10 protein-coding genes are annotated in these 13,922 nt (G+C 35.0%); 7 read left to right on the top strand and 3 right to left on the bottom strand.

What is annotated here, in order from left to right:
* Positions 1-320: 320 nt before the first annotated feature.
* A complete protein-coding gene (locus ACE38P_RS01615; protein WP_374699387.1) occupies positions 321-1,754 on the top strand; it encodes a recombinase family protein in 1,434 nt (477 codons plus the stop codon).
* Here the strand turns inward: ACE38P_RS01615 and tnpC are convergent.
* Positions 1,737-3,119: an IS66 family transposase gene (gene tnpC / locus ACE38P_RS01610; protein ID WP_374699286.1), complete on the bottom strand. Its 1,383-nt coding sequence runs from the start codon at positions 3,117-3,119 to the stop codon at positions 1,737-1,739. The genes ACE38P_RS01615 and tnpC overlap by 18 nt on opposite strands.
* A gap of 106 nt (positions 3,120-3,225) precedes the next feature.
* Between tnpC and ACE38P_RS01605 the strand changes: the two genes are divergently transcribed.
* The 3 genes from ACE38P_RS01605 (at position 3,226) to ACE38P_RS01595 (ending at position 9,017) form a co-directional block, all read left to right on the top strand.
* Entirely contained in the window at positions 3,226-4,245 is a 1,020-nt protein-coding gene (locus ACE38P_RS01605) for an AAA family ATPase (protein WP_374699386.1), read from the top strand.
* Between the two features lie 511 nt (positions 4,246-4,756).
* Positions 4,757-7,960 (top strand): glycoside hydrolase TIM-barrel-like domain-containing protein, encoded by a 3,204-nt coding sequence (locus tag ACE38P_RS01600; RefSeq protein ID WP_374699385.1) that lies wholly within the window; start codon positions 4,757-4,759, stop codon positions 7,958-7,960.
* 88 nt (positions 7,961-8,048) lie between these two features.
* Positions 8,049-9,017 carry a hypothetical protein gene (locus ACE38P_RS01595; RefSeq protein WP_374699384.1) on the top strand — a complete coding sequence of 323 codons (969 nt, stop codon included), beginning with the start codon at positions 8,049-8,051 and terminating at the stop codon, positions 9,015-9,017.
* On the opposite strand, the gene ACE38P_RS01590 is transcribed toward ACE38P_RS01595, so the two are convergent.
* Complete coding sequence (locus tag ACE38P_RS01590; RefSeq protein WP_374699293.1) at positions 9,002-10,459, bottom strand: IS4 family transposase; 1,458 nt, start codon at positions 10,457-10,459, stop codon at positions 9,002-9,004. The two genes, ACE38P_RS01595 and ACE38P_RS01590, sit on opposite strands and share 16 nt — an antisense overlap.
* Positions 10,460-10,550: 91 nt before the next feature.
* On the opposite strand from ACE38P_RS01590, the gene ACE38P_RS01585 reads away from it, so the two are divergent.
* The 3 genes from ACE38P_RS01585 (at position 10,551) to ACE38P_RS01575 (ending at position 13,008) form a co-directional block, all read left to right on the top strand.
* Positions 10,551-10,760: a hypothetical protein gene (locus ACE38P_RS01585; protein ID WP_374699383.1), complete on the top strand. Its 210-nt coding sequence runs from the start codon at positions 10,551-10,553 to the stop codon at positions 10,758-10,760.
* A gap of 180 nt (positions 10,761-10,940) precedes the next feature.
* Positions 10,941-12,089, top strand: coding sequence for a hypothetical protein (locus ACE38P_RS01580; RefSeq protein WP_374699382.1), 1,149 nt, complete (start codon positions 10,941-10,943; stop codon positions 12,087-12,089).
* A gap of 91 nt (positions 12,090-12,180) precedes the next feature.
* Positions 12,181-13,008 (top strand): hypothetical protein, encoded by an 828-nt coding sequence (locus ACE38P_RS01575; protein ID WP_374699381.1) that lies wholly within the window; start codon positions 12,181-12,183, stop codon positions 13,006-13,008.
* 80 nt (positions 13,009-13,088) lie between these two features.
* Here the strand turns inward: ACE38P_RS01575 and dnaQ are convergent, their stop codons facing one another.
* Positions 13,089-13,748: a DNA polymerase III subunit epsilon gene (gene dnaQ, locus ACE38P_RS01570; protein ID WP_372436136.1), complete on the bottom strand. Its 660-nt coding sequence runs from the start codon at positions 13,746-13,748 to the stop codon at positions 13,089-13,091.
* Between the last annotated feature and the right edge of the window lie 174 nt (positions 13,749-13,922).

The following is a 13,922-nucleotide window of genomic DNA, read 5'->3' as shown; positions in this document are numbered from 1 at the left end:
ATACATAATATGACAATTCAAGAAAAGATTTTTTGGACATAATTTTTTCAAATCTTGTATATTTAATTAAGGAGAATTTGTGTGAACTAGATAGCTTCCTTAAATAAGGTACGCATTGGTTTAGTTTAAAATGGTAAAAGTTTTCTTTTAGCTGGTGATAAGAATTCTCCCAACCTATCAGAAAATTCACAGGAAGAAAAACATGCAAAAAGGGGAATTAACTATTAATTGCCGTTATGAACCTCACAGATTGGCGAGTACATATTTGGCAAATGCTTATGAACAATTATTGAAATATAAAATAAAGGAGGTGAAAGAAAATGACAATAGTAAGCTTGTATGCAAGAGTTTCATCAAGACAACAAGCACAAGAGAATACGATAGAGAGTCAGATTGTAGAATTGGAGCGTCGCATTAGTAGCGATGGATATGAATTGTTAGATGAACATAGGTTTGTTGATAATGGCTACAGTGGATCAAACTTAGAACGTCCTGGCTTAGAGAGTTTACGTGATAGAGTAGCAGAAGGTAAGATAGATAAGATATATATTCATTCACCTGATCGGCTATCACGGAAATTTTCATATCAAATGATCTTACTCGAAGAGTTTAAAAAGGCTGGATCTGAAATAGTATTTTTGAATCATAAGTTTGATGATAATCCGGATTCCCATTTATTTCTACAGATTCAGGGAGCAATAGCAGAGTATGAACGTGCAAAGATTATGGAACGAAACCGTAGAGGTAAACTTCATGCGGCCAAAGCTGGGTGTATAAGTGTGATGGGTAGGGCGCCTTACGGTTATCGCTACATAGCAAAACATGTAGGTGAAGGAAGTGCTCAATTTGAGGTTGATGAAGAAGAGGCAAATATAGTGCGTAAAATATTTAGTCGGGTTGGCCAAGAAAGAGCAAGCATAGGAGAAGTTGTACATGAACTGAATAAGATACCGGTAATAACACGAACAGGAAAAAGGTATTGGAAAAGGAGCACTATTTGGAACATGTTAAAAAATCCTGCTTATATAGGACAAGCAGCTTATGGTAAAACTAAGACATGCTCAAAACCACAAGTAAAAAAGTCAAAAAAAGGAACTTGTGGTAAACTTAAAAGTGGTCGCTTTAATAGTGATAAAGAGAACTGGACTTATATTCCAGTACCAAAAATAATCAATGAAAATTTATTTGATTCAGTGCAAACACAATTAGCTGAAAATAGACAAAGAGCAAGAGTACGACAAAGAAGAGAAACATATTTATTACAAGGTTTAATGGTATGCCAACGTTGTCAATATACTTATTGTGGTACAAACCACGTTCATAAAAAGTCGACATATTATTACTATCGTTGCTCTGGTACAAACTCTAGCAAATTTAATGGCAATAAAATCTGCGATAATAAATCAATACGCACTGATATATTAGATGGAGTTATATGGGAAGAAGTCAAGAGTATCTTGAAAGAGCCAGATAGGATTGCAAATGAATATCAACGTAGATTGTCAGAGAACAAAAAGCCTTTACATAATCAAACACGTGAAAAGCAAGAAAGTAAGCTAAGATTAAGTATCAAAAAATTTATTGATAGCTATGCCAAAGGGTTTATAAGCCAAGAAGAATTTGAACCAAGAATCACAACAATGAAACAGCATTTGAAAGAAATTGAAGAAGAGAAAGAAAGAACGCTTGATCAAAAAAAACTACAACAAGAATTGGTATCCGTTCAGCAGAGTGGTTTAAGAAACGATAGATAGAAGATTGTGAAAAGGGTTTAGCCTCCTCTGTTTCCATGTTAAGTATAACGAAATTATTTGCTCAAGGAATGAGTTTCCTCGTTCTGATTGTGTAAAATATGAATTTTTGCGATAAACGACATAATGCCGTATTTGCCGTTCAGCGTGATTATTTGTCAGCGGAGTATTTTCTGGGTCATCTAAAAATTTCCACATCATTCTTTCAGATTTCAAAATATTCTTTGCAACTCGAGACGCTCCAATTGCTTCAGGTAAGCGAGATATTTCCTTCAAATAATACCTTGTACGTTTTCGCAATTTCTTGGCACGTCTAATAAATCTTGAAACATCTATCTCATTTTTTAGTAAAGCTTTTTTCAGTGCAAATAACTCAGTGGCTACATTTCTCAAGTAACAGCCCAGAACTTTAACTTCAAATTTCCAACTATGCGCTAATCTTTCAAAATCCCTTGCTAAGTGTGCCCAACAGATTTGCCTTCTTTCATCAGCAAAGTAGTTGTATGCTGCATATCTGTCGGTTACTACCAAGCTATTACGATTGCAGCATACACTATTTTTTAAAACTTTCATTCCCCTTGACTCTGTCAACTTCACAAAACTTGCCGTATTGCTTGCAAACATCCAACACCAAGCGAGTTTACCTTTGTTATAATGGCTCGTTTCATCAATATGTAGAACTTTACTCCTACTTATCTCTTGTTCGATCTGCTCATACATTTTTTTGCATTTTGAAGCAACTCTATGTTCACTATTTGATATGCTACCGACGCTTATGTTCAAATTGAAGATATCATTTATGATGCTAGCTACTTCGCGCTTTGAATTTTTATAAAACCCACTGAGTGCTGCAACTACTGACTTAACCCTTGGGCCAAATGTATCTGGCGTAACACCCTCTGGTAACTTGCTACTTCTTCTTTTTCCGCATCTCTGACAACGGCCATGTTCCAACTGATATTCCATTACATAAGCCTTAATCTCCGGAAGATCTACTTTCTGATGAATATAAGGTTTTTCGCATATTGCAATCTTCCCTCCGCATTCGCAAGTAGGTGACAACTCTATCTTTATCACCTCATCTGCTTCCATTTTAGCACGATAATTACCCTTATGCCCAACTTGACCACCAATCTTTCTTTCGCTTTTTGGCTTTTCCTTTTTCATTTTGTATAATTCTTTTGAATTGGGAATTGATGAGTTTTTTGAATTTAAACCTAGCCTTTCCTTTAATTCAGCGTTCTCTATCTTTAAAGCCTCATGCTCTGCTTTTAAACTTTCATTCTCTCTTTCCAATCTTTCTATTTTTGCTTCTAACTTTTCTATTTTTTGCTGTAAATTTTTGCAGAGTTCTAAAAGGTTTACCATATTACCTCATATTTACCCTATGATTATCTTTATTATCTTGCTTTGTCTACCTTATTTTGCCGCTCTGCTGAACGGACACCAAGAATTGAGCCTTGTTACAGATAGCTTGAAAAACTTTTCCTCAAGTGTTGAATCAAAGCTTGATCAAGTGGATTGGCAGACTAAGCAAAATATTATTAGAATGTTAATTCATCAAATTGAAATCAATCACAATCACTTGTATATAGTATTTCGCATAAAAAGTCTTGCAAATTTTGATCAAAATAGCCATAATAGAATTATGCAATGTTGTACTAGCAGTCAAAGAGGGTGGAATACAACATTTAGTGATATTATATTACCAAATGACATAAAAGAAAAGTTGAGAGGAATTTGTGAGTCAAAAAGCGGAGGATATCTCTTGTACGGTCCACCAGGAACTGGTAAGACTAGTATTAGTAAGGCAATTGCAAATCAAACTAAATCTCTGTTTGCGTTTATGTCTGTTTCTGCGTCTTGCTTGTCTAGTCAAAGGAATATAGATCAAGTTTTTGAGAAAGCAGAGACAAACAGTCCTTGTATGATTTTTATAGATGAGATTGACGGAGTTGGTAAAAAGCGAACTGTTAATGAGGATGCAGGGCCTTTAACTTATTTACTCACTAAATTGGATAAAGAGTTTTTATCCTCAAAAAATATAACGGTGATTGCTGCAACTAATCATAAGGATCATTTAGATACTGCGTTTACTAGGGGTGGTCGTTTGGAGTGTATTGAGGTTCCTGGGCTGGATAAAGAAAGTACACGTAGGGGAATACTAAAAGAATATCTCAAAGAATTAAGCCCTCTAAATATTGAAACTATTGTAAAGAGTACTAATGGTTTTTCACCAGCAAATCTGATTGGTTTAGCCAAGTATATACGAGAGGAGAAAAGTAAAGGCAAAAGCACTCCTATTTTCACTTTATGTGAAAGATTTAAGAAGGAACATAACATTGAAGATAAGAAGAATGAGAAACATAGTAACGGAAAAACTAAAAACAAGGATACAAGGCTATCATCTGGAAGCTTATCTAGAAGTTCATCAGTAAGCTCTTCATTGAGTGATGTATCTTCTCGAGGAAGTAAGTGGCAAATCGAGGAATAAAGAGAATTACTACACAGTCTGGGATGACGCCATGCAAGTCGAATCATGTCATTCCAGTGCTTGACAATAGTTTTTATCCAGAAGGGTCATTGAACTTCTAAAAGGGTGTCATTCCAGTACTGGAATCTAGGAATTTTTTGAGCACGCAAGTTATGCCAAGTTTTTTGTTGGTAAGAAAGGCTGGATCCCAGTACTGGGATGACAGGAAGAGGGCTACTCGGGTGACATCGAAGGGGCTACTTGCATGACAACAAAGGGGCTTGCTTGCATAACTCAAATTCAAAGAAAAATCATTTAATGTCATTCCAGCGCGTGACGCTGGAATTCAGAAATAAAGAACAATGGATCCCAGTGTCAGCTACTCGGATGACAGGAAAAGGGCTACTCGGATTACATCCTTTTTTTCCTGGATACCAGTCGCATGACACTACTATATAGTAGGTCCCAATTTTATCCCAGTCTGGGATCTTCTTTCAAAAATTCAAAACAATCTATTAAAAAGGAGAATATTATGTCTACAATAATTTTATCATCAATTTTAAGTAAAGCGGGCAGTATTTTTGGGCCAATTGGCCAGATTGCTGGCTCAGAACTCGGTGCTCTGCTTGGTGCACAGCTTGATAATGCAATATTTGGTCTTGATGCCGAGCAAAAGATAACGCATGGGGCGAGGCTGAAAAATCTGCAAGTTCAAACCTCAACTTATGGCAAAGCAATTCCAATTATCTATGGCACTGCTCGCATTGCTGGAAACATTATTTGGTCACAGCCAATAAAAGAGGAGGCGATAACCACTCAAAATAAAACAGGAAGAGGTATAAATATTACATATAACTACTATGCAACACTCGCAATTGCAATTTGCAAGGGGAAAGTAGAAAAATTAAATAGAATCTGGGCGGATATAAAATCGCTTAGTTTTGATGAAATAGATTATACTTTTTACCACGGCAGAGAAGACCAAAACCCTGATCCGTTTATGTTATCAATCGAAGGTGAGAAGAATGTACCAGCTTATAGAGGAATATCTTACATAGTCATCAAAAATTTCCCTTTGGCAGACTATAGTAATCGTGTTCCGGTGTTTACATTTGAAGTGCAAACTGCACTGAAGCTCAATGGATTCTCAGTAGCAGAAAACATTAAAAATATCAATATCATACCAGGTTCAGGGGAGTTTGTGTATGATACGAAAATACAGAAGAAAATTGCACGAGAAAAAATAAGCAGTAGTCAATATATTCCCTATGGACCGGTACAAAGAGTAAATCACAATAATCACACAAAAAAGAGCGATGCTATGCTTTCTTTGGACCAATTGAAGGAAAGTTTACCAAATGTTGAATGGGCATCGGTAGTGGTTAATTGGTTTGCAAGCAGTTTGAATATCAAAGATTGTAAAATATATCCTGCAGTTGAATTTCAAGACGATTCTGCTATAGTGCCTGATGATTGGCAAGTGGGAAATATAACCAGGGATAATGCCCAGCTCATTTCAAAAGATAATCATGGAAATCCAAGATATGGTGGTACAGTTAGCGATGCAGCACTAATAAGATATATAGAAGAGCTGCATAGCAGAGGTTATAAGGTGATGCTCTATCCAATGCTCTTGCTTGACACAAAAAACAAAGAGTGGCGAGGAAAATTGAGCGGTACTCCTCAGGATATAAGTGATTTTTTTGAGAATCAGTATAGCAAATTCATAGAGCATTACACGAGCATTGCCAAACAAACTAAAGTGGAAGGGTTTATTATTGGTTCTGAGTTTGCTCAGCTTACCAGAGTAAAAGATGTAGAGGGTAACTATCCTGCAGTAGCAGAGCTAGTTAAAGTTGCAAAGCAAGTAAAATTTCAGCTTGGAAAAGAAGTAAACGTAACTTACGCTGCCGATTGGAGTGAGTATCATTCATATGATGGTTGGTATAATATGGATGAACTATGGTCTTCACAGTTCATCGATGTTATTGGCATAGATGCTTACTTTCCACTCACCGATGGCCCAGAACCTCCTTTTGGCTATTCCGCGAAAGATGTAACGGGTGGTTGGAGCAGTGGGGTAGGGTATGATTATTTTTACGATTACTCAAAAAGTGATCCTGAGAAAATAAAGTATAATGACAGCGAATATGCGTGGAAAAATATCGAGAAATGGTGGAGTGAAGTTCATGTAAATCCAGGTGGTAGTAAAACAAAATGGCAACCAAAAATGAAGAAAATATGGTTTACCGAATATGGATTTCCCAGTATGAACGGCTGCACTAATGAGCCCAATGTGTTTGTTGATAAAGGTAGTATAGAGAGTAAATATCCACGATACTCAAACGGAGAGGTGAGCTTTCTTTCGCAGAAAACTGCAATCGAAGGAACATTAAAAAAGTGGCAAAGCTCAGAAATGGTGGAGAAAATGTTCCTCTGGGCGTGGGATGCAAGGCCATTTCCTTATTTCCCCAATTTATGTGACATGTGGGCTGACTGCCATAACTGGCAGACCGGGCACTGGATTCAGGGAAAAATTTCACAACTTAATGTTTCCGATGTTTTGTCTGATCTGTTGCAAAAGGTAGGTCTCAAAGGCGATCAGTTTGATACAAGTGATGTTAAAGGATTACTATCTGGGTATGTAATAAATGATCAGCAACCCGTACGCTCAATTATTAAAATGCTGCGAAGGTGCTATTTTTTTGATGTGGTTGAACAGAACTCAAAACTGAAATTTATTCAAAAGGGCAGGGGAGTGAAAACTGAAATACCAATTGGCGAGATGGTTACCAATAACGTTGCAAAACTTGTTAATATTAGTCAGCTAGATTTAAATAGTAAAGTCAATGTTGTCTATTTTAACCGCAATTTTGGCTATCCAATTGATGTGAAATATGCTGAACTGCCAAAGCAGGGCAATGCTGCAACAGTTGAAATACCTCTCATTATGGAGGAAGGGGAGGCGCAAAATATAGCTGAAGTTTTACTTTATTCTTCGTGGCAAGAGAGAAATGTATACAACTTTAAGCTCCCGATAAAATATGCATGGCTTTTACCAAGTGATGTCATAGCAATTTCAGATGGCGAGAAAAGACATACGATGAGAATTATAAAAACAAAGTTTGAAAGCATGTCCATTCAAGTAATGGGAGTTGGTTATGATCCCTCTATATACAAGCTCTCCTTTCCTTCAACAAGATCACTTATGCTTAAAGAATACCCTCCTTCTCGCGTCAGTAAATCTATCGTGGAAATGATAGATTTACCGCATATTAAAGGTAATATCGCAAGTTTTACTTTAATTAGTGAAGAGGAAGGTTGGAAAGGAGCAACGCTTTTTATTTCGTATGATGATAAAAATTATAAGCCCATCGCGAGCGCAAATATACAATCTACTTACGGATATGTAATCGAATTTACCGATGAGGGAATTACAGTAGTACTGCGTTTTGGTAAGATAGACGTCATGAGTCCAACTGTGTTAGCGCTGGTTGGAAAAGAGGTAATAAAATTCGAAAGAGCAAAGCTCATAGGTAAGAATAAATATCAGCTTATCGACCTAATTAGAGGCCAAGAGGGTACTAAGAAATATGAACACACCTCAGGTGAAAAATTTATTCTACTTGATGATTCAATAATTTCTTTTGAAGTGCAAAAAGGGAGAAAGTTTTATCTTAAGGCAGTCACTTACGGTGATTCATTAGATAATACGGAAACAAAAATTGTAAACTGAGAGAGCGTAAGTGAAATCTTAATGTCTACTTGCATTTTATTAAAAAATCCACTATATTATAAACATAGCAATATAGTAAGGTAAAATAATGATCGGTAATGTAAAAAAATTATCAAATAAAGCGCCAATAATACTAACATGGGTGCCAAGAGTGCATGGTGCATCTTTACCAGATGGTAAAAATAGTAGATTGAATTATTTAGATATAATCAAGAATCATAAACTAAAGAATGAAGAGGAGAGGGATATATATCTGATTATCAACGGCCCAGGGTTTAAGCAAAGCCAAATAGATAATTTAAAGCGTGAACTGAAAGAAATTAAAGGAGTGCATGTTGTAGACTTACACCAATATGACTGGAGTGAGATAGATGAAGGATGGAAAATAGACGGCAAAGATATTAGTATAAAAGACTTCTTCAAAAATATGTATAATATGTCGGAGGAACAAAGAATATATTTTGCTATTGAAATAGATACTTTTAGATTGATTGCTCTTGCTCTTTCAGAAAAAATGACAGGAGAAAAAGGTGCAATATATATAGACTTTGATTCTTTAAAAGCCATTGACACTCATATAGGGAAGGATATAACAATTCCTGAGGGGATATTGTTGGGGTGGGTTCGTGTAGCGGTTAACAATAGTGGAAAAATCTTTCTTACATTATCAAATAATGACTTAATTGCGATAAGTGATTCAAGCGTAGCAGCTGGTGTTTTATCTGAGTATAAGGATAAAATATTAAGCCAAAAAGAAATGTGCAGTGATATAAAACAACGATTACCATTGTTATTGGATGAACAATTGGATCAAGAGTTTGAGAAGTCGAGAGAACAGGAAGAAATTGCAGAGGACGAAATAGAAATAATGGATATTCTTGATGAAGAGATGAAAGAAATAATAAAAGAAGTGGCAAACAAATACTTAGATGATCTTGAAAAGAGAGGAATAAAAGCGTTGTATGATATGAGAACACAAAATTTTAGATATCTTAATTCAACATATCATGGTTGTTCTTCAACAGGTTTTAACTCTCACTTTTACCCACAATTTTGAGAGGTCATGATGTGAAGCATAACTATGCTCTCCTTAAGATTTTCATAGCCCCGCCATAGAGTCATAGCCCCTGGTAAATTATCACTTTTTCTATTCATAAATCCACCTAATTTTCCTAACCAAATAATAGCTTGTTTTATGTTTGGAGGTTCTTCTGGCAATGTAGCTACTTTATGCTCACGTATGAAAAGGGCCTTCCACTCTTCGTTGCTTAAAATTTTAGTACAGGTTTCCATGGGATTTGATAAAGCGACTTTTGTTAAATATAAAATTTTAAATGCAATAATGCTCTTTATAGCAATTAATTTCTGTAGCCTTTCCTTTGTAGTTAAACGAGAGCTTTCTATTTTACATCCTGATTTTAAAACCCTGAAATACTCCTCAATTTTCCATCTTAGCTTATACCAATTTATCCTTTCTATAGCATCTAAAGTGCTATTAACTGGTACATTAGTCAGCAAAGTCCAATCAATAGCTTCCAATCCTTCAGGAGGATTTGTTTCTTTTGCACTTACCACATATACAGGGATTTTATCACTTATTTTATGCACTGTGTCTTTTGATCCATAAATTGAAGAAGATCTGATAGGTATATAGCCTTTCATATACTTAACTTCAATATTAGCTTTCCTTGATCTTTGGTTTCCACCTTTATTAACTTCTAGAGAAATTTTCTTCTTTACTGGCAGTTGAGTGATGCGTGTTTGCAAATCTGTTTTTCCAATTTCAGTACAGATAAATCTTCTATTAGTTCGATTACGGATTACATAAAAACTACCTAATGTCTCAGTGATCCATAAAAATTTGAAGATATCTGCCTCTCTATCACCAAGGGTAACAAGTTGTACATTTGCAGGAAGGTTGTTTATGCTTTCTTTGAGAGCTGTTATCCACTTATAACTTTCTTTTTCTTCTATGGAGGTACGGTATTTCCTGTTTGCTTTTTCTTGTGACGTTTCTTTTTCCCTAATAGAACGTGCCCAACATTGTTGAGAAGATAGACCTAAAGGCAATCCGTCTTTGCTGACTATTAAGGCACTGTGCAACAGTAAACCCATTTTATGCTTCGTATAAGCTTTAGAAATACTACCTAGCCTCTTAGTTTTTATATGAGAGTCAAAATCCAAATAACTTGTATCTTGAACTGAAAAAACAAACTGATTTCCTTTCATTCTCTCCATAGTTTCTTTGTAATGGGAAGAATAAATTTCCTTATCCTTAAGCTTTTCATTGCTAAATAATCTGTATGCACCCTTAGCTTCTTTCCATCCACTACAGCTTTGATTAATTGATCCAGACGCCTTACCCTCTATACAATAGCCTGTTTTAATAAGTCTCTTATTAAGTCTTGTATCTCCTAAATTAACGTGTTTTAACTCTCTTTCCAGCCATTTATCCCCTAAGCCATCAGTATATTGCACATTTGTACTTACTTCACTCATTTTAATCCCAAATTTATTTGGTATCCATTTTACTCACTTTTTTATTTGTGGGTAAAAGTGAGGTTTTAACTTAGGTCACGTACACATTCAAATGCTAGTTGAGAAAGGACTGGCTGGTCAAGAAAAAAGTAAAATGAAGTCATTTGTTTTTAGAGAGAACAATGGTAACTATTCTGTGGTTCTAGAAAATAGTGATTTATCCTGGACGAAGGGTGATTTTTTATACAATCAGCAGGTGGATGAAAATCTAGAAGAAACAGAAGTAGATCAGGTAGCAATGAAAAATCTATCGCTTGAATAACAGTTATTAAAGGACTTTCTATATTTAAAATAGAAAGTTCTTTGAAGCAGAGACTGTAAACTAAAACTTATGGTAGGTAGTACGGAAGCGAGAATTTTTGGAGAATACTTAAATTTTACTTATGCTTTGCTAGAATTTCATTATAATAATATAAGTATATCAATGTGTTGAGGTAAAATAATGATCGGTAATGTAAAAAAATTATCAAATGAAGCGCCAATAATACTAACTTGGGTACCAAGAGTATATGGTGCATCTTTACCAGATGGTAAAAACAGTGACTTTAATTACTTAGATATAATAAAAAATCATAAATTAATAAATAAAGAAGAGAGGGATATATATTTGATTATCAACGGTCCTGGATTCAAAGAAAATCAAATAGATGATTTAAAATGTGAACTGAAAGGAATTGAAGGAGTACATGTTATAGACTTGCATCAGTATAACTGGAGCGAAATAGATCAAGGATGGAAGATAGATGGTAAAGATACTAGTATCAAAGATTTCTTTAGAGATATGTATAACATGACAGATGAACAAAGAACATACTTTGCTGTTGAAATAGATACTTTTAGATTAGTTGCTCTGGCACTCTTAAAGCAGTTTACAGGACACGAAGGTGGGATATATATAGATTTTGATTCTTTAAGAGCCATTGACTCTCATATAGGGAAGGATATAACAATCCCTGAGGGAATTTTATTAGGGCAAGTTACTGCACATGTTAATCAAGAGACCGGCAAAATTATTAAAACGGATTTAAATAATGACCTGATCGCAGTAAGTTGTTCACGTATAGCGATTAATATTTTATCTAAATATAAAAGCGAAATACTGAGTCAAGAAAAAATGTGCTATGAGTTAGCAGGGCGTTTATCTAATCTTGCGAAAGAAGAAAAATCACGGTTTTTTGCTATTTATAAAGAATTGGGAGAGAAACAGCTGTTAGATGATGAAGCGAAGAAAAAAGGGAAGAGTGTTATAGAGGAATTAGATAAGATAGAGCGCAAAATAGTTGATCTAAGAAATGGTAAGATAAGAGAACTATATGATCCGCTAGTCTGTCATTATTCTAGGTATCGTGAAATAGGTTTAAATTTAGGTCAATTTTATACCGTGGAAGTAGTCCGTAATGGATTGATCGGTCAAGACGAAAGCAAACTAGGGCTATTTTTTTTCGAAAAGAACAATGGCAATTACGTTTGTACAATAAATGGTGACCTATCCTGGATGAAGGGAAAAGATCTATACCATGAACGAGTAGATAACAAGCTGGAAGGAGCAGAAGTAGACAGGGTAGCAATGCGCTTGCATAACAGTTGTTAAAGATAGAAAGTCCTTTAAAGCAAAGGTTCTAAATAATTGACAGTCAATAAAATATAATACTAGTATTAATCTATGTGATAGAGGGAATAATATGGCAAAAAAAATAGTTAATGCATTAAAATCTGAAGTGGAAAAGCTCAAGTATGCTAATTTAAAATCTGTGCCAATAAAATCAGATTGTTGGAACTCTGGTTACAACACATATATTGACCTTGGTAGATCACACAACCTTACTATTAATGAGAAAGAAGTGCCTAATGAGCTTATTGAGAAGCTATATTCAAAACATAAAGATCTCATTTTAGAAGATGAGAATGGAAGAAAGAACTATAGTCCATTTCTTAAGCAAATTTTCATAAAAATATTTGAATATGCTGGTGCAGAAGTTCCGAGTGACTCTATCATGGAAGAATTGATAACTAACTATCATCAAGAAGGGTATAATCATTTTCTGTTTCTTCATATATTAAAGGCTCTTTCTCCATTTGGCTTGCTTGTGTTAGATTCTAGCATAACAATAACTTATAGTATGGATTGCCGTGACTCCAATTGTCTAAAATTTAATTTTACCATGGATTGTATAAAGGTGTGCAGCAGTGATCTTGTTAATGATATCAAAACACCAGGTTTTTACAGCTCAGTAGAATTTAAGTTAAAATCTAAGGGTAGAAGCATAACATATGAGGATGGTAAAGTGCTTATTAATATTCCGAAAGAGCTGAAAAATTATAAAGCAAGTGGTAGAAGTTTGTGTGACATTACTATTGAGTATTTTCAAGAATTTTTTGGAAATTTGGGATTTAAATTTGAGACAAAAGTGGAACATAGTCTAGGTGAACCACTTAAAGTGTTAAAAGATGTAAATACATACCATGATAAGAACTTAAACTTGAACCAACAGTTAAGTAATTCAAGATAAGATATTGAGATTCGCATTTTTAAAGCTAGAAAACACATTCATTGAGAGAATAATTTCGCTACTGAAAGCAAAAGGCGTTTTTATAATCTTCTATCTACTACTCCCTCATGAACAGATACGTTAATCTCATCTAACTGCTCACTAACTTCTTCATTACTTGGCAAGTGTCCTCTAAGAGATAAGTTACGTACTGCATGCTGACATCGATCCAAAGGAGTTTGTAATCGCTCAACATATACTTTTGCTAGCAACTCAGCGTCAATTAGCGCTCCATGTAACTCCCTACTCTCTAGTGATATACCAAAACGCTCACACAATGCACTTAAAGAAGCCGGTGGTCCAAATTTCTTTCTTGCAAGCGGTAATGTATCTAACACTCTGTCTGAAGAGATTAATTTGGCATTCAGTTTACCAAGTTCCATGTTCAAAAATTTAATGTCAAATCCAGCATTGTGAATTACCAAAGTATCGCTAGATATAAAATTAAGAAATTCAGATGCAATCTCTGAAAATAATGGCTTATCCTTTAGAAATTCTTCGCTGATACCGTGAACTTTAAATGCACCTTTGTCTATGCTCCTTTCTGGGTTGATGTATCGATGGAATACTTTGCCTGTTGGAATATGATTAATTAGTTCTACACACCCTATTTCGATAATTCGATGGCTATTGACATCAAGACCTGTAGTTTCAGTGTCAAGTACTATTTCACGCAGCCCATCTTGTTTGGAAAGTTCTATACTTAACCTACTACTAGGATCTGACTGACTATTGGTAGCTTGTATCGTTTTTTTTCTTTTAGCTAATAATTTTTTTGTAGCACCTTCACCATCTTTTACTCTAGAGTGTCCAGGCGCTTCGGTTATTGAGCTTTTTTTTATACTATCAAGGATAACTTCTTTATCATTTAAGAA

The sequence above is a fragment of the Wolbachia endosymbiont (group A) of Limnophora tigrina genome, from assembly GCF_964263225.1.
Lineage (GTDB): Bacteria > Pseudomonadota > Alphaproteobacteria > Rickettsiales > Anaplasmataceae > Wolbachia.
Note: the sequence above shows the minus strand (reverse complement) of the source record. Positions and strands in the feature narration are given on the sequence as shown.